Origin of the sequence: Streptomyces sp. GbtcB6, assembly GCF_019091475.1 — a bacterium.
In the GTDB taxonomy this organism is placed as follows: Bacteria; Actinomycetota; Actinomycetes; order Streptomycetales; family Streptomycetaceae; genus Streptomyces; species Streptomyces hyaluromycini.
Genome location: NZ_JAGXJL010000024.1, coordinates 18,733 through 34,493, shown reverse-complemented (window position 1 = coordinate 34,493; position 15,761 = coordinate 18,733). Strand labels below are relative to the sequence as shown.

Annotated in this window: 14 protein-coding genes; 8 read left to right on the top strand and 6 right to left on the bottom strand. The window is 74.1% G+C overall.

Annotated features, from left to right (window positions below; translation table 11 throughout):
- The first annotated feature begins 262 nt into the window (after positions 1–262).
- The 4 genes from KVT45_RS33395 to KVT45_RS33380 all read left to right on the top strand — a co-directional run bounded on the left by KVT45_RS33395 (position 263) and on the right by KVT45_RS33380 (position 3,730).
- On the top strand, positions 263–538 hold the full coding sequence (locus tag KVT45_RS33395; RefSeq protein ID WP_217552894.1) for a polyprenyl synthetase: 276 nt from the start codon (positions 263–265) through the stop codon (positions 536–538).
- Positions 531–1,583, top strand: a complete 1,053-nt coding sequence (locus KVT45_RS33390) for a polyprenyl synthetase family protein (RefSeq protein ID WP_217552893.1) — start codon at positions 531–533, stop codon at positions 1,581–1,583. The genes KVT45_RS33395 and KVT45_RS33390 overlap by 8 nt, the downstream gene beginning before the upstream one ends.
- A 102-nt stretch (positions 1,584–1,685) precedes the next feature.
- Positions 1,686–2,846, top strand: a complete 1,161-nt coding sequence (locus tag KVT45_RS33385) for an oxygenase MpaB family protein (RefSeq protein WP_217552892.1) — start codon at positions 1,686–1,688, stop codon at positions 2,844–2,846.
- Between the two features lie 89 nt (positions 2,847–2,935).
- Complete coding sequence (locus KVT45_RS33380) at positions 2,936–3,730, top strand: hypothetical protein (RefSeq protein ID WP_217552891.1); 795 nt, start codon at positions 2,936–2,938, stop codon at positions 3,728–3,730.
- A gap of 53 nt (positions 3,731–3,783) precedes the next feature.
- Here KVT45_RS33380 and KVT45_RS33375 read toward each other — a convergent pair whose 3' ends face one another.
- Entirely contained in the window at positions 3,784–5,037 is a 1,254-nt protein-coding gene (locus tag KVT45_RS33375) for an AI-2E family transporter (RefSeq protein WP_217552890.1), read from the bottom strand.
- Between the two features lie 60 nt (positions 5,038–5,097).
- Positions 5,098–5,292: a DUF3046 domain-containing protein gene (locus KVT45_RS33370; RefSeq protein WP_217552889.1), complete on the bottom strand. Its 195-nt coding sequence runs from the start codon at positions 5,290–5,292 to the stop codon at positions 5,098–5,100.
- Positions 5,293–5,372: 80 nt separating this feature from the next.
- On the opposite strand from KVT45_RS33370, the gene KVT45_RS33365 reads away from it, so the two are divergent.
- On the top strand, positions 5,373–6,326 hold the full coding sequence (locus tag KVT45_RS33365; RefSeq protein WP_217552888.1) for a hypothetical protein: 954 nt from the start codon (positions 5,373–5,375) through the stop codon (positions 6,324–6,326).
- 65 nt (positions 6,327–6,391) lie between these two features.
- Here the strand turns inward: KVT45_RS33365 and KVT45_RS33360 are convergent, their stop codons facing one another.
- From KVT45_RS33360 to KVT45_RS33350, 3 genes are read right to left on the bottom strand one after another with little or no spacing between them, the layout of a single operon-like run.
- Positions 6,392–6,700, bottom strand: coding sequence for an AzlD domain-containing protein (locus tag KVT45_RS33360; protein ID WP_217552887.1), 309 nt, complete (start codon positions 6,698–6,700; stop codon positions 6,392–6,394).
- Positions 6,697–7,449, bottom strand: a complete 753-nt coding sequence (locus tag KVT45_RS33355; RefSeq protein ID WP_217552886.1) for an AzlC family ABC transporter permease — start codon at positions 7,447–7,449, stop codon at positions 6,697–6,699. Before KVT45_RS33355 ends, KVT45_RS33360 begins: the two co-directional genes overlap by 4 nt.
- Positions 7,450–7,459: 10 nt before the next feature.
- Positions 7,460–8,311, bottom strand: a complete 852-nt coding sequence (locus KVT45_RS33350; protein WP_217552885.1) for an AraC family transcriptional regulator — start codon at positions 8,309–8,311, stop codon at positions 7,460–7,462.
- Positions 8,312–8,857: 546 nt separating this feature from the next.
- Between KVT45_RS33350 and KVT45_RS33345 the strand changes: the two genes are divergently transcribed.
- From KVT45_RS33345 to KVT45_RS33335, 3 genes are read left to right on the top strand one after another with little or no spacing between them, the layout of a single operon-like run.
- Positions 8,858–13,843: an ATP-dependent helicase gene (locus tag KVT45_RS33345; protein ID WP_217552884.1), complete on the top strand. Its 4,986-nt coding sequence runs from the start codon at positions 8,858–8,860 to the stop codon at positions 13,841–13,843.
- A 48-nt stretch (positions 13,844–13,891) separates the two neighbouring features.
- Complete coding sequence (locus tag KVT45_RS33340; protein ID WP_217552883.1) at positions 13,892–14,734, top strand: Fpg/Nei family DNA glycosylase; 843 nt, start codon at positions 13,892–13,894, stop codon at positions 14,732–14,734.
- Between the two features lie 32 nt (positions 14,735–14,766).
- The gene (locus KVT45_RS33335) at positions 14,767–15,531 is read left to right on the top strand and encodes an SDR family NAD(P)-dependent oxidoreductase (protein ID WP_217552882.1); all 765 of its coding nucleotides are present in this window, start codon (positions 14,767–14,769) and stop codon (positions 15,529–15,531) included.
- Here KVT45_RS33335 and KVT45_RS56655 read toward each other — a convergent pair.
- Entirely contained in the window at positions 15,479–15,757 is a 279-nt protein-coding gene (locus KVT45_RS56655; protein ID WP_254647719.1) for a hypothetical protein, read from the bottom strand. The two genes, KVT45_RS33335 and KVT45_RS56655, sit on opposite strands and share 53 nt — an antisense overlap.
- Positions 15,758–15,761: the final 4 nt, after the last annotated feature.

The following is a 15,761-nucleotide window of genomic DNA, read 5'->3' as shown; positions in this document are numbered from 1 at the left end:
ACGGGGGCGCAGGCGGGTACACATGGCGCGCGGGGCAAGGACGGGCGACGCTCGGGAATCGGGCGTACGCGGCACGCGGGCGGGAGCGCGCGGCGGGCCGGGGGCGGCAGGGGAATGCCGGACCGCGGCACGGTGATCCGCACCACCCCTCAGGGCGTTCACCCGATCGTGAGTTTCCACGTGCCCGCGCCCGTCGTGCCGCGATGCTCGAAGAGGCGGCCGGGGAGCGGCGCCGCCCTGTGTGCCGTGGGTGGGAGAGCGCATGACACGTGAGACGGGACGACGCGGTCTGGACGAACAGGCCGTGCTGCTGGCGGCGGGGCTGGCCGATCTGGCGGTGAGCACGGTGGGCACCGCCTTCGGGACGTTACGGGGGCTGCTGCGCCGCTCGGACGCCGGCGCGCTGGCGGCGGAGGCCGAGCACGACCTGACCGCGCGGGGCCGCCTGGTCCTGGACCGGTACGCGACCGTGCCCCCGGCCCATCTGGAGATCCTGGCCCGGCACGCCCTCGCCCGCCGGACCGCCGGCGATGACTGACCGGTGGGATCCGGGCGCCTTCAAGAACCGCGTCGACGAGGTGCTGCGCCGGTTCGTCGCCCGGGAGGCGGACCTGTTCGCGGCGGTCGATCCGCTCCTGGGCCCGGTGGCCGAGCAGCTGGAGGCGGCGGTCGCGGACGGCAAACGGCTGCGGGCGGCGTTCTGCTACTGGGGCTGGCGTGCGGTGGGCCAGCCGGACAGCGACGCGCTGGTGCGGGCGGCGGCCTCCATGGAGCTCGTGCACGCCGCCGCCGTCGTCCACGACGACCTCATCGACGACAGCCCGCTGCGGCACGGGCGCCCCACCCCGCACCTCGCCCTGCGTGCTGCCGTACGGGACCGTCCGCACGCCGACGACACCGCGCGGTGGCTGGCGATGCTCGTGGGCGATCTGCTGATGTCGCTGGCCGGGCAGCTGTTCGCGACCTGCGGGCTGCCCGCCGCCTACCTCGCCCGGGCCCGCCCCCTGTGGTCGGTGCTGGCGCGGGAGCTGATCGCGGGCGAGTGCCTGGAGATCCTGCGCACCGGTGCCGGTCCGGACACCACGGCCTCGCTGAAGGTGATCCGCTACAAGACCGCCAAGTACACCGTCGAGCAACCCCTGTTGATCGGCGGCGCCCTGGCCGGGGCCGGCGAACGGCTGCGCGAGGGGTACTCCGGGTACGGACTGCCGCTGGGCGAGGCCTTCCAGCTGCGCGACGACCTGCTCGGCCTGTTCGGGGCACCGGAGCACACCGGCAAGGCCAGCGCCGACGACGTGCGCGGCCACCGGCCCACCGCCCTGCTCGCGGAGACCTGGCGCCTCGCCCGTGACGACGACCGGGAGCGGCTGGGCGCGTTGCTCGGCAGCCGTGATCTGGACGCGGACGGCCTGGACGCGGTCCGCGAGGTGATGTGCCGGCTCGGGGCGCCCGACCGGATCGAGCACATGATCGGCGCACGGGTCGCGGAAGCGCTCGGCGCCCTCCACGAACTGGACGTACCGGCCCCCGCGGTCGGCGCCCTGACCGCGCTGGCCCACTCGGCGGCGGTCCGCCTGTCCTGACACCCCCGGCTGTCCTGACACCCCCGGCTGTCCTGACACCCCTGGGTGTCAGGACACTCACCGGTGGCCCGGACGACACCCGCGATGACAAGGAGCCCTGCCGTGACCCACACCGAGGCCTCGATGGACACCCTGCGGCACGCCGGTGACGAACTCGCCGACGCCACGGTCGCCGCGCTCTTCGAGCGCGGGGAGGTGGGCACGTTCAACACCCTGATGCGCCATGTCTCCACCGCCGGCGCGCCCCTGCCGGACGGGCTGCCCGACGTCGCGCGGGAGTACCTGGAGGCCACCCGGGTGCCGCCGTCCTGGGTGGACTGGGGCGAGATGGAGAAGGCCCGGCTGTTCTTCATCGACAACAACGTGCACATCTCGACCGCGCTGTCCTTCGCCTCCATGCCCGCCTGTTACGTCGTCCCGCGCGTGGCGAAGCTGCTGTCGGCCACCCACGGGCTGCAGTACCCGTCCAAGCGCATGGCGGAGACCGGACAGTTCACCGTCTACCTCATGCAGCCCGACGCGTTCGAGGCCGGCAGCCGCTTCATCCCGGCCGCCCAGAAGGTGCGCCTGCTGCACGCCTCCATCCGGCACCACCTCAGGCGCGAGAACCGCTGGGACACCGAGGCGCTCGGCACGCCGATCTGCCAGGAGGACATGATCGGCGGGCAGATGTTCTTCTCCATGCTGGTCCTCGACAGCCTGCACCGGCTGGGCATCCATCTGTCCACGGAGGGCGCGGAGGCGTACTACTACGCGTGGCGGGTGGTGGGCGCCATGCTCGGCGTCGACCAGGAGGCCGTCCCGAAGACCCTCGACGAGGCGCGCGCCTTCCTCGACCTGTACATGGTCCGGTCCATGGGCCCCTCCGAGGAGGGCGCGGTCCTGACCCGGCAGCTCATCGACCTCTACGAGGAGGTCGTCCCCGGCACCTTCTTCGATCCGGTCGTCTCGGCCCTGATCCGCCATCTGGTCGGCGACACCTGCGCGGACTGGCTGGAGGTGCCGCGCACCCCGTGGGACACCGTCGTCAAGGCCGTGCCGCACCTCCTCGGCGTCCTGGAGACCATCGAGGACCGCTCCCCGCTGGGCGCCTGGGCCCTGGACCGCCTCGGCCACCTCACCACCGTCCTCGAACTGTCCTCGCTCACCCGTGGCCGTGTCATGCACTACGCCATCCCCGAACACCTCAGGAAGGACTACGGCGTCCAGGGCGCCGTACCCCGAACCCGGCGGTGGACCCCGCCGGCCGCCACGGTCTCCTGACCCCCTGCATCCCCCTACTCCTCAAGGCGTACGGCGGGTGTCTTCGGCCGGACGACGCCCACGCGGACGGGCCCCGGGAGGCTGGGCGCATGCCCTCCTCCCTGAAGAGTCCGCCCCGAAGGCCATCGGCGAGCCCCCTGAGCGGGGTGCGCCCCGCCGAGCGTCTCTGCCACCTGACCGGTGCGCTCCTCGTCCTCTCCGGCCTGGTGCATCTGGTGGTGTTCGCGGTGGACGGCGGCCCCTGGTACGGCCCGGTCTCCTGGCGCAAGCCCGTCACGTTCGGGCTCTCCTTCGGGCTGACGCTGATCGCGGTCACCTGGGTCACGTCGTATCTGAGGATCGGGGAGCGGCTGCGGACCGTACTGCTCCTCGTGTTCGCCGCCGACTGTGTGGTGGAGGTCGGCGGGATCACCCTGCAGGCGTGGCGCCGGGTGCCTTCGCACCTCGACATGGAGACGCCCTTCGACACAGCGGTGTCGATGACGCTCGCGGTGGGCGGCGGGGTCCTGGTGGTGCTGCTCACCGTCTTCGCGGTGGCGTCCTTCCGGCAGCGGCCGGCCGGTCCCGTGGGCATGGCGCTCGCGGTGCGCTCCGGGTTCGCGGTCCTGCTCGTGGCGCTGGTCTCGGGGGCCGCGATGATCGCGCGCGGGGTGGTGCTCGTCCGGACCGGCCACCAGGAGGCGGCGTACGAGTCGACGGCCCCGCTCAAGCCGCTGCACGGGGTGAGCCTGCACGCGGTGCTGGTCCTGCCGGCGCTGGCCTGGCTGCTGTCCCGCACCTCCTGGAGCGAGCAGGTCAGGTGGCGGACCGTGGCTGTGGCGGTGGGCTGCTACGCGGCCGCGGTGGCCGCGGCCGGGGTGTGGGCGGTGCTCACCTACCGATAGCCGCGGCCGCCTCGACCATGGCGGCCGGTCGGCGTCATCGATCACGGCGGCCGTCAGGCCGAGCCCTCCTCGGGCTCCTCGACCGGCCGCTGCCATATCAGCCGCCGCGCGCGCGTGAGCAGCCCCGGGCCGCCCGTGCCGCGCCGGGGATGCCCGTGCACCCGCGGGTCGTCCGTGACGTCGTAGCGCTTCACATAGGCGCTCAGGAACGCCTGGAGCGTGGCGACCGCCGGGATGGCGATCAGCGCGCCGACCGCGCCGAGGAGCGCGGTGCCCGCGATGACCGAGCCGAAGGCGACCGCCGGGTGGATGTCGACGGACTTGGAGGTCAGCTTGGGCTGGAGCATGTAGTTCTCGAACTGCTGGTAGATCACGACGAACACCAGCACCCACACCGCGTACAGGGGGTTGACGGTGAACGCGATCAGCATCGGCAGCGCACCCGCGAGATAGGTGCCGATGGTGGGGATGAACTGCGAGACCAGCCCCACCCAGACGCCCAGCACGGGCGCGTACGGCACCCCCAGGGCCTCCAGCAGGATGTAGTGGGCGATGCCGGAGATCAGCGCCATCACACCGCGCGAGTACAGATAGCCGCCGGTCTTGTCGACGGCGATCTCCCAGGCGCGCAGCACCTCGGCCTGGCGGGCGGGCGGCAGCACGGAGCACAGGGTGCGGCGCAGCCGGGGGCCGTCGGCGGCGAAGTAGAAGGCGAACAGGGTGATCGTCAGCAGCTGGAACAGACCGCCGAGCACCTGCCCGGAGACGTCGAGCACACCGGCGGCGCTGTTCTGCGCGTACTTGCGCAGCCAGTCGGAGTGCAGCAGGCCCTCCTGGACGTCGACCCGTCTCACGTGGCTGTGGAAGGTCTCGTTGACCCAGTTGATGACCGAGTCCAGGTAGTCCGGGAAGTCTTCGACGATCTTGTTGATCTGTCCGGCCAGCATCGAGCCGAGCAGCGTGACGAAGCCCGCGACGGCGATCGCCAGGCCGAGGAAGACCAGGAAGGTCGCGAAGCCGCGACGCATGCCCCGGGAGGCCATCCAGCCCACCGCGGGCTCGATGGCCAGCGCCAGGAAGAACGCGATGAGGATGTTGATCAGCAGGCCGGTGAGCTGGTGGAAGGCCCAGCTGCCCAGCTGGAAGGCGGCGACGAGGGCGAGCGCCAGCACCATGGCGCGCGGCAGCCAGCGCGGCATGCGGGCACCCGGTGCCGCGGCGCCGGCGGCCGGGGATCCGGCGCGCGGCGTCGTGTCTGCCGGGGATGCGTCCTGGGCGGTCCGCCCGTCGTCGTCAGTGAGTGCCACGGTGCAAGTCTCGCCCACGCCACTGACAACGCGTGGCCCGTATCCGATCTCCGTGCACGGTCAGCGCTTCTCCCCCGGAACGTTCATCACCGTGCAGACCACACTCCACACGTCCTTGGCCGCCCAGCCCGCGTCCAGCGCCCCGTGCACGGTCAGCCCGCCGAGCTCCGTCATCACATGATCGCGCGCGAAGGTGTCGGCGTACCCGGAACCGAAGTGATCCGCCATCCGCTGCCAGAAGACCGTCAACCGCATGAAACCAGTATCCCGCCCCTGAGAGTGGGCCCTGCCCGGGAGCCCTTGCCGAGACCGCTTTCCGCCCTACGGTCTTTCGCATGGCCGAAACCGGAGCTTCCCCACTCCCCCCTACGCCCCCGGCGCACCCCTCGCTCTTCCGCGCCGAACAGTTCATGTGGCTCACCGCGCGCGTGCTGGAACAGCGTCTCTTCTCGTACCACTTCCTGGACGGCGGTCCCGATGCGGTGGAGACGGCACTGGACGCCTACCGCAACGAGGACGGCGGCTACGGACACGCACTGGAGCCCGATCTGCGCGGCCCGGTGAGCCAGCCGCTGCACACCGGGCGGGCGCTGCGGGTCCTGGACGCCATCGAGCGGTGCGGCGGGCAGCGGGCGGAGCGCGTGTGCCGCTATCTGACGGCCGCCTCCACCGCGGACGGGGCACTGCCGGCGGTCCGGCCGAGCCAGCGCGGCTATCCGACGGCGCCGTTCGTCCCGGTCGTCGACAACCCTCCCAGCGAGCTCCTCGCCACCGGTCCGGTGGTGGGTCTGCTGCACCGCAACGAGGTCTGGCACGCGTGGCTGTTCCGGGCCACCGACTTCTGCTGGCAGGCGATCGAGTACCTGGAGAAGTCGCACCCCTACGAGATCGAGGCCGCGGTCGCCTTCCTGGACACGGTGCCCGACCGCTCGCGCGCCGAGGCGACCGCAGACCGGCTGGGCCGTCTGGTGCGCGAGCAGCGCTTGGCCGCGCTGGACCCGGAGCACCTCGACGCGTACCCGGTCGCGCCCGGCTACGCCCCGCGCGAGCACCACTTTCCGCACGACTTCGCGAAGTCCCCGGACTCGCTCGCGCGCGCGTGGTTCACCGACGAGGAGATGACCCGCTCGCTCGACTTCCTCACCGCCGAGCAGGAGGCGGACGGCGGCTGGCCCATCCGCTGGCGCCAGTGGGCACCGGCCGCCGCCCTGGAGGCCCGCCCCGTGGTGACGATCGAGGCCCTGCACACGCTCAGGGCGTACGGCCGCTTCGTGGCGGAGACCGGATGACGGAAGCCGGATGACCGGAAGCCGGGTGACGGAAGCCGGGTGACGGAAGCCGGGTGAGAGAAGTCTCAGCCGGTGATGGCGCGCAGTCCCGCCGTGACCAGCACGGCGACTCCGACGACGACCAGGAAGGGCGCGCGCAGCACCAGCGCCACGGCGGCCGCCCCGAGCCCCGCGGCCCGGGCGTCCAGCACGAGCGCGTGCCCGTCGGCGAACGTCTGCTGGGCCGTGAGGGCCGCGAGCAGGGCCACGGGCAGCAGGGCGGCCAGCCGTCGCACCACCGGCCGCTCCAGCACCCCCGCGGGCACCAGCAGTCCGGCGAGCTTGACGGCGTAGCAGCCGAGGGCGGTCGCGCCGATCGCGATCCAGAAGTTCACCGGGTCTCCTCGGGTGCCTCGTCGCGGGTACGGTCGCGGCCGGACCGGCGGCCGGAGACGAACAGGGCGGCCGGTGCCGCCAGCGCGGCCACCAGGACCGGCACCCCGGCCGGCAGCACGGGCAGCAGGCCGAGCCCCAGCAGCACCGCGAGGGCGGCGACCGCGCGGTCGGTCGTGGTCTTCAGCATGGGGGCGAGCAGAGCCAGGAAAACGGCGGGTCCGGCCGCGTCCAGGCCCCAGGCGTCGGTGTTCCCGACGGCCTTGGCGCCGAGCGCGCCGAGCAGGGTGGTGAGGTTCCACAGCACGTACAGGCTGAGCCCGGTGACGGTGAAACCGATCCGGGCGGCGCGCCGTGTCGGCTGGGCCAGGGTGACCGCGGTGGTCTCGTCGATCACCCACTGGGCGGCGAACGGCCGCACCGCGCGCGGGAGGGCCAGTACCTGCGAGAGACGCAGCCCGTAGAACGCGTTGCGCACCCCCAGGAAGAAGGCTCCGGCCGCCGCGGTCAGCGGGTTGCCGCCGGCCGCGAGCGCGCCCACCAGGGCGAACTGGGAGGCGCCGGTGAACACCAGGAGGCTGAGCGCGCAGGTCTGGAGCAGGCCGAGCCCGCTGCCGGCCGAGGTCACCCCGAAGGCGAACCCGGACAGTCCCACGGCGACCCCGACCCCGAGGGCGTCCCGGACGACGGCGGAGTCGGGCTTCGGCCCGCCTTCGTCGCGTATGTCTGCGAGTGCTGTCTGTTGTGCCACGCCCAGGACGTTACGGGCGGCCGTCCCGGGCGTCTTGTACGTTCTTGCGCTCGCGCTGGTAGGCGCCCGGCGGGACGCCGACGATCCGGGCGAAGTGCCGGTTGAGGTGCGGCTGGTCGGCGAAGCCCACGGCGACGGCCGCCTCGGCGGGCGTCGTGCCCGCGTCCAGCAGCAGCCGGGCACGGCGCACCCGGGCGTCGGTCAGCCAGGTGTGCGGCGGCATGCCGTAGGCGTCACGGAACGCCCGCAGCAGCGCGAAGGGGCTGGTGCCGAGGTCGGTGGCGAGCCGCTCCAGGGTCGGCGGCTCGGCCATCCGCTCCTCCAGCACGGCACGCGCGCGTGCGGCGAGCCGGGCGCCGGCGGTACGGACCTGCCGCTGCGGCAGCGGGCCGCCGTTCAGCCGGAGCACCCGGGTCACCACCACCCGCAGCAGAGTGTCGGCGGCGAGTGCGTTGCCTTCGTCGGCGGCGCGCAGCACCCGGTGCACGAGGGCGACGCTGTACGGGTCGTCGAGCACCGGGCTGACGAAGCCGGGGGTGCCCCGGATTGCGGTGGTCTCGGCGGCGATCCCCGCCACGAGGCCCGGCGCCGGGTAGACCGCCCCGTACCGCCAGCCCTCGGGCACGCCGGCCCGGCCGGTGTGCGCGGTGTCGGGGTTGACGAGCGCCAGCGCCCCCGCGCCGACGGTCACGTCGGAGCCATGGTGCCGGAAGACCTCGACCCCGTCCGCGATCCCGGCGATCACGAAGTGCTCGTGGGTGTGCCGGACGAACGTCTTGCGGATGTACCGGGCGCGCAGCAGATCGACACCGGGCAACGCCTCGTACCGCCAGTGCCGCGCCCGCTCGTCCGATCCCGTCATACGACCATTGTCGACCGCCCCACCCCACCCGGCCGTCCTCAGCCACGCCCCCCGCTCCCGCCGGTCACCTTCGCCCACCTCCCGCCACTCCCGCGTCACACCCGGCCGCCCTCAGCCGCCACCCCGCTTCCACTCCCCGCCCGGCCGCCCGGCCCGGCCACCATCCCCGTCCCGCCCTCCTGAGCCACTGCCCCCGCCCGACCCTCGCGAGCCACGGTCCCCGTCCGGCCCTCGCGAACCGCTGCCCCCGCCCGACCCTCGCGAGCCGCTGCCCCGGTCCGACCCTCGCGAGCCGCTGCTCCCGTCCGACCCTCGCGAGCCGCTGCCCCGGTCCGGTCCTCCTGAGCCGCTGCTCCCCGTCCAGCCCCTTCGCGCAGCCGCCGACGGCGAATCCGCCCCACGGGGGCCACCCGCACCCGACGACGAAACCGTCACGGGTGGTGCGGGTGGGAACACAAAGGCCGAAGGCGAAGCCGAGGCCTCGCGGCCCACCCGCATCTCCGCAGGTCAGACCCTGTTGTCAGTGGCCGGGTGCAGGATGGACGCATGGCGAAATCCGCGCACCGGGCCCTCGACGGCTTCTCCCCCGCGACCCGCGGCTGGTTCACGGGGGCGTTTTCCGCGCCCACCGCGGCCCAGGCGGGTGCGTGGCAGGCCATCGGCGCGGGCGCGGACGTGCTGGTGGTCGCCCCGACCGGCTCCGGCAAGACGCTGGCCGCCTTCCTCGCCGCCCTGGACCAGCTGGCCTCCACCCCACCCCCGGCCGACCCGAAGAAGCGCTGCCGGGTGCTGTACGTGTCGCCGCTCAAGGCCCTCGCGGTCGACGTCGAGCGGAACCTGCGCAGCCCGCTGACCGGCATCCGCCAGGAGTCCGTGCGCCTCGGCCTGCCCGAGCCGGAGGTCAAGGTCGGCATCCGCTCCGGCGACACTCCGGCCGCCGAGCGCCGCGCCCTGTCCACCCGCCCGCCGGACATCCTGATCACCACGCCGGAGTCCCTGTTCCTGATGCTGACGTCGGCCACCCGCGACGCACTGACCGGCATCGAGACGGTGATCCTGGACGAGGTGCACGCGGTCGCCGGCACCAAGCGCGGCGCACACCTCGCGCTGTCCCTGGAGCGGCTGGACGAGCTGCTGCCGAAGCCGGCCCGCCGGATCGGCCTGTCGGCGACCGTCCGCCCGGTCGACGAGGTGGCCCGCTATCTCTCGCCGCAGCGCAAGGTGGAGATCGTCCAGCCCAGGTCCGGCAAGGAGTTCGACCTCTCCGTCGTCGTCCCGGTGGAGGACATGGGAGAGCTGGGCGGGTCCCCGGCCACCGACGGCGCCGAGGGGGCGGAGAAGCCGTCGATCTGGCCGCATGTGGAGGAGCGGATCGCCGACCTGGTGCAGGCCCACCGCTCGACGATCGTGTTCGCGAACTCGCGCCGCCTGGCGGAGCGGCTGTGCAACCGGCTCAACGAGATCGCCTACGAGCGCGCGACCGGCGAGCCCCTGGACGAGCACCACTCCCCGGCCGAGCTGATGGGCGGCTCGGGCGCGGCCCAGGGCGCCCCGCCGGTTCTCGCCCGCGCGCACCACGGCTCGGTCTCCAAGGAGCAGCGCGCCCTGGTCGAGGAGGACCTGAAGGCCGGCCGGCTGCCCGCGGTGGTGGCCACCTCCAGTCTCGAACTGGGTATCGACATGGGCGCGGTGGACCTGGTCGTGCAGGTCGAGTCCCCGCCGTCGGTGGCCTCCGGTCTGCAGCGCGTCGGCCGCGCGGGACATCAGGTCGGCGCGGTCTCCACCGGCGTGGTCTTCCCCAAGTACCGGGGCGACCTGGTGCAGGCGGCCGTGGTCACCGAGCGGATGCGCACCGGCTCCATCGAGTCCCTGAAGGTCCCGGCCAACCCGCTGGACGTCCTCGCCCAGCAGCTCGTGGCGATGACCTCGCTGGACACCTGGCAGGTCGACGACCTGCTCGCCACCGTCCGCCGCGCGGCCCCCTTCGCCTCGCTCCCGGAGTCGGCGTTCACCGCGGTCCTCGACATGCTCGCGGGCCGCTACCCGTCGGACGCGTTCGCGGAGCTGCGCCCGCGCGTGGTCTGGGACCGGGTCGCGGGGACCGTCACCGGCCGCCCGGGCGCCCAGCGGCTCGCCGTCACCTCCGGCGGCACCATCCCCGACCGCGGCCTCTTCGGCGTCTTCCTGGCGGGCGCCGATCCCAAGAAGGGCGGCGGCCGGGTCGGCGAGCTGGACGAGGAGATGGTGTACGAGTCCCGGGTGGGCGATGTCTTCACCCTGGGCACCAGCTCCTGGCGCATCGAGGACATCACGCGCGACCGCGTCCTGGTCTCCCCCGCCCCCGGCGTCCCGGGCCGCCTGCCCTTCTGGAAGGGCGACCAGCTGGGCCGCCCGCTCGAACTGGGCCGCGCGGTCGGCGCGTTCCTGCGCGAGGTCGGCTCGCTCCCCAAGGACGACGCCCGGCTGCGCCTGCTGGCGGCGGGCCTGGACGCCTGGGCGGCGGACAACGTGCTGTCGTACCTGGACGAACAGCGCGAGGCGTGCGGCCATGTCCCGGACGACCGGACGATCGTCGTGGAGCGCTTCCGCGACGAGCTCGGCGACTGGCGGGTCGTCGTCCACTCCCCTTTCGGCGCCCAGGTCCACGCCCCCTGGGCGCTCGCCCTCGGTGCCCGGCTCTCCGAGCGGTACGGCATGGACGCCCAGGTCATGCACGCCGACGACGGCATCGTGCTGCGGCTGCCCGACGCCGACCTGATGGGCCTGGACCTGCTCGACCAGGCGCCCATGAAGGCGGGCACGGAATACGACGCCGAGCAGGCGCCGGTCGGCGCTGCGGACGTCGCCTTCGACAAGGGCGAGGTCGACCAGATCGTCACCGACCAGGTCGGCGGCTCGGCCCTGTTCGCCGCCCGCTTCCGCGAATGCGCCGCCCGCGCGCTGCTGCTGCCGCGCCGCAACCCGGGCAAGCGCACCCCGCTGTGGCAGCAGCGCCAGCGCGCCGCCCAGCTGCTCCAGGTGGCGAGCGAGTTCGGTTCGTTCCCGATCGTCCTGGAGGCGGTCCGCGAGTGCCTCCAGGACGTCTTCGACGTCCCCGGGCTCGTCGAGCTGATGGGCGACCTCGAATCCCGCAAGGTCCGCCTGGTCGAGGTCACCACCCCCGAGCCGTCCCCGTTCGCCCGCTCCCTCCTCTTCGGATACGTCGCCCAGTTCCTGTACGAGGGTGACTCCCCGCTCGCCGAGCGCCGCGCGGCCGCGCTCTCCCTGGACTCCCGGCTGCTGGCCGAGCTGCTGGGCCAGGCGGAGCTGCGCGAACTGCTCGACGCGGAGGTGCTGACCGAGCTGGAGCGTGAGCTCCAGTGGCTGGCCGAGGACCGCCGGATCAAGGACCCCGAGGGCGTGGCCGACGTGCTGCGGCTGCTCGGGCCGCTCACGGACGCCGAGTTGGCGGAGCGGGGCGCCGAGCCGCAGTGGGCCGCGGAGCTGGCGGGCGCCCGGCGGGCCATCAGGGTCCGGATCGCGGGTGCCGAGCACTGGGCGGCGGTCGAGGACGCGGGCCGGCTGCGCGACGCCCTCGGCACGGCCCTGCCCGTCGGCGTCCCCGAGGCCTTCACCGAGCCGGTGAAGGACCCGCTCGGCGACCTCCTCGCGCGGTACGCGCGCACCCACGGCCCGTTCACGTCGACCACCGCGGCCGCCCGCTTCGGGCTCGGGGTGGCGGTCACGGAGGGCGCGTTGCAACGGCTCGCCGCGGGCGGGCGGGTCGTACAGGGCGAGTTCCATCCTGCGGGCATCGGCCAGGAGTGGTGCGACGCGGCGGTGCTGCGCAGGCTCCGGCGCCGTTCCCTGGCCGCGCTGCGGCACGAGCTGGAGCCGGTGGCACCGGCCGCGCTCGCCCAGTTCCTGCCGCAGTGGCAGCACATCGGCAGGGGGCACGGGCTGCGCGGCGTCGACGGACTGGTGCGCGCCGTCGAGCAGTTGCAGGGCGCGTCGGTGCCGGCTTCGGCCCTGGAGAAGCTGGTCCTGCCGTCCCGGGTGGCGAACTACTCGCCCGCGATGCTCGACGAACTCACCGCGGCCGGCGAGATCGTGTGGGCCGGCGCGGGCGCCCTGCCCGGCAAGGACGGCTGGGTCTCCCTGTATCTGGCGGACGCGGCCCCCGTCCTCCTCCCGCCGCCGCACCCGCTGGAGCTGACCGCTCTCCACCAGTCCGTCCTCGACGCCCTCTCCGGGGGCTACGGCCTGTTCTTCCGTCAGATCGCCGACCAGGTCCGCGCCACCACCCATCCCGACGCCACCGATCCCCAACTGGCCGACGCCGTCTGGGACCTGGCCTGGTCCGGCCGCCTCACCAACGACACGCTGGCCCCGATGCGCTCCCTGCTGGGCTCGGGCCGTACCGCGGGCTCCACCGCCCACCGCGCCAAACGCGCCGTACCGCGCGGCCGCTACGGCTCCCTGACGGCCGCCGCCCGCCCCGCCTCCCGTACCGGCCCGCCGACCGTGGCCGGGCGGTGGTCCCTGCTGCCGCAGCGCGAGCCGGACACCACCGTGCGCGCCCACGCCCTGGCCCGTACCCTTCTCGACCGGCACGGCGTGGTGACCCGGGGCGCGGTCGCGGCTGAGGGTGTCGAGGGCGGCTTCTCTGCGGTGTACCGGATCCTGTCGGCGTTCGAGGAGAGCGGCCAGGCGCGCCGGGGTTACGTCGTGGAGGGCCTGGGCGCGGCCCAGTTCGCGATGGACGGCGCGGTCGACCGGCTGCGCGCGGTGTCCAACGCCCGCGAGCGGGGCGAGGGCCTGCCGGGCACCGGCTTCGGCAGCACCGGCGCCCCCGCGTTCACCGGCCCCAACGGCGGTCACAATGCCGCCGCCCCGGTCGACCCTCTCGGCCCCTTCGAAGCAGTCGACCCTCTCGGCCCTATCGACGCGGCCGAATTCTCCGACCTGGACGGCGACTTCACCTGGCCGCCCGAGCCGCCCACCGCCCCCGGCGCCTACGTCTCCCCCAAGGACCTCGCCCCCGCCGACCCGTTCGCCGCCCCCGGCTACGGCGGCCCCCGAGGCGGCAGCCCCGCGAACCCCTACGGCCCGAACCCCTACACCTACGGCAGCCGCCACACCCGCACTCCCGCCGCCCCCGACCCCAGAGCCGTGGTCCTCGCCGCCGCCGACCCGGCGAACGCCTACGGTGCCGCCCTGACCTGGCCCGAGCCCCCCACCGGCGCCGGGCACAAACCCGGCCGCAAGGCGGGCTCGCTGGTGGTCCTGGTCGACGGCGAGCTGACGCTCTACATGGAGCGCGGCGGCAAGACCCTGCTGGCCTGGCCCTCCGCCCCGGACACGGCCGCCACCGACGACACCCGGCTCCGTACGGCGGCCGAGGCGCTCGCGACGGCCGCCCGCGCGGGCACCCTCGGCACGGTGACGGTGGAGCGCGTCAACGGCGCCTCGGCCCTGACCTCCCCGCTGGGCACCGTCCTGGAGGGGGCGGGCTTCATCGCGAACCCGCGCGGCCTGCGCCTACGGGCATGAGCCACTGTGAGAACCCCACCTCTCGTCCCCTCGTGCCACCCTTGACCCATGCCCGAAGGTGACACGGTCTGGCAGGCCGCGAGGCGCCTGCACGACGCGCTCGCCGGCAAGGTGCTGACCCGCAGCGACTTCCGGGTGCCCAAGTACGCCACGGTCGACCTCACCGGCCGTACGGTCCTCGGCACCACCCCGCGCGGCAAGCACCTGCTCACCCGCTTCGAGGGCGGCCTCACCCTGCACACGCACCTGCGGATGGAGGGCGCCTGGAAGGTCTACGGCAGTGCCGAGCGCTGGAAGGGCGGTCCCGCGCACCAGATCCGGGCGGTCCTCGGCACCGTCGACCGCACGGCCGTCGGGTACCGCCTCCAGGTCCTGGAGTTCCTGCGCACCGGCGAGGAGGAGCGCGCCGTGGGCCACCTCGGCCCCGACCTGCTGGGCCCCGACTGGAACCCCGACCGCGCCCTCGCCAACCTTCTCGCGGACCCGGCCCGCCCGCTCGGCGAGGCCCTGCTCGACCAGCGCAACCTCGCCGGGATCGGCAACATCTACAAGAGCGAGCTCTGCTTCCTGATCGGCGCGACCCCCTGGCTCCCGGTCGGCGCGCTCCCCGCTGACCGCGCCGCGATCCTCCCCGGCCTCGCCCGGCGCCTCCTGGAGGCCAACCGCGACCGCCTGGTGCGCCGGACCACCGGCCTGCGTGACCACGACCTCTTCGTCTACGGCCGCGCGCCCCGCCCCTGCCTGCGCTGCCACACCCCGATCCGCCTCGCCGACCAGGGCGACGGCTCCCGGGAGCGCCCCACCTACTGGTGCCCGGCCTGCCAGACCGGCCCGGCCCCCGATCCGGGTTCCCGGCGCGCCCGCGAAATCCGCCCCCGCCCGAGTAATTGACGACCCGTCAGAAACGCTCGTACCGTCCCTTCATGCCCCTCAAGGCGTACGACCTCACCGGACGCACCGCATTCGTCACCGGCGCCGCCGGCGGTATCGGCCGGGCGTCCGCCGTGCTGCTCGCCGAGGCGGGCGCGACCGTGCACTGTGCCGACCGGGACGCGGACGGCCTGCACGAGACGGCGACGCTGATCAAGGACCGCGGCGGCACCGCCCGCACCCACACCCTCGACGTCACCGACCGGGCGCGGCTCGGGGAGGCCGTGCGGTCCTGCGAGCGGCTGGACGTCATGGCGGCGATCGCCGGGATCATGCACCGCAGCCCGGTCCTGGAGACCCGGGACGAGGACCTCGACCGGGTGCTGGGCGTCAACTTCAAGGGTGTGCTGTACGCCTGCCAGGAGGCGGCGCGGCTGATGCTGGCGAGGCGGGCCGGGGGCAGCATCATCACCATGGCCTCCGGCGCGATCGACACCGGCGGTCCCGGCCTGCTCTGCTACGGCGCGGCCAAGGCGGCCGTGGTCCAGCTGACCAAGACGCTCGCCAACGAGGTCGGCCGGCAGGGCATCCGCGTCAACGCGGTCGCCCCGGGCTGGACCCGTACCCCCATGACCGACCGCGACAACAGCGCGGAACAGGAGCAGACGGAGGCCCGGATGGCCCGGATGTCGCCGCTGGGCCGGGTCGGCGAGGCGGCGGACGTCGCGCACGCCGTGCTCTATCTGGCGTCCGACGCCTCCTCGTTCACGACAGGCCAGATCCTGCGCCCGAACGGAGGGGTGGCGATGCCCTGGTAGCCCCCGGTGCCCGCCAGGCCGTCCGCCACCGCGCCGGTCCCAGGGCCCCCGCCGCCCGGGCCCTCGGCACACAGTTCACCGGCAGCAGGCTCAGCCCCCACCCGCCGGCGGCCACAGTCCCTTCCAGCGCCCCGGCGCCGTCGGTGAACGCGATCCGCAGTACCGCCCACCACCACACCGCCGCGAGCCCCAGGGCAACCCCCCAGCGCACTATCCGCCCCACCATGGCC

Coding starts and splice junctions, on each gene's coding strand:
- KVT45_RS33340 (WP_217552883.1), top strand. CDS start 13,892: ATGCCCGAAGGTGACACGGTCTGGCAGGCCGCGAGGCGCCTGCACGAC.
- KVT45_RS33395 (WP_217552894.1), top strand. CDS start 263: ATGACACGTGAGACGGGACGACGCGGTCTGGACGAACAGGCCGTGCTG.
- KVT45_RS56655 (WP_254647719.1), bottom strand. CDS start 15,757: ATGGTGGGGCGGATAGTGCGCTGGGGGGTTGCCCTGGGGCTCGCGGCG.
- KVT45_RS33350 (WP_217552885.1), bottom strand. CDS start 8,311: ATGACGGGATCGGACGAGCGGGCGCGGCACTGGCGGTACGAGGCGTTG.
- KVT45_RS33380 (WP_217552891.1), top strand. CDS start 2,936: ATGCCCTCCTCCCTGAAGAGTCCGCCCCGAAGGCCATCGGCGAGCCCC.
- KVT45_RS33345 (WP_217552884.1), top strand. CDS start 8,858: ATGGCGAAATCCGCGCACCGGGCCCTCGACGGCTTCTCCCCCGCGACC.
- KVT45_RS33365 (WP_217552888.1), top strand. CDS start 5,373: ATGGCCGAAACCGGAGCTTCCCCACTCCCCCCTACGCCCCCGGCGCAC.
- KVT45_RS33390 (WP_217552893.1), top strand. CDS start 531: ATGACTGACCGGTGGGATCCGGGCGCCTTCAAGAACCGCGTCGACGAG.
- KVT45_RS33335 (WP_217552882.1), top strand. CDS start 14,767: ATGCCCCTCAAGGCGTACGACCTCACCGGACGCACCGCATTCGTCACC.
- KVT45_RS33370 (WP_217552889.1), bottom strand. CDS start 5,292: ATGCGGTTGACGGTCTTCTGGCAGCGGATGGCGGATCACTTCGGTTCC.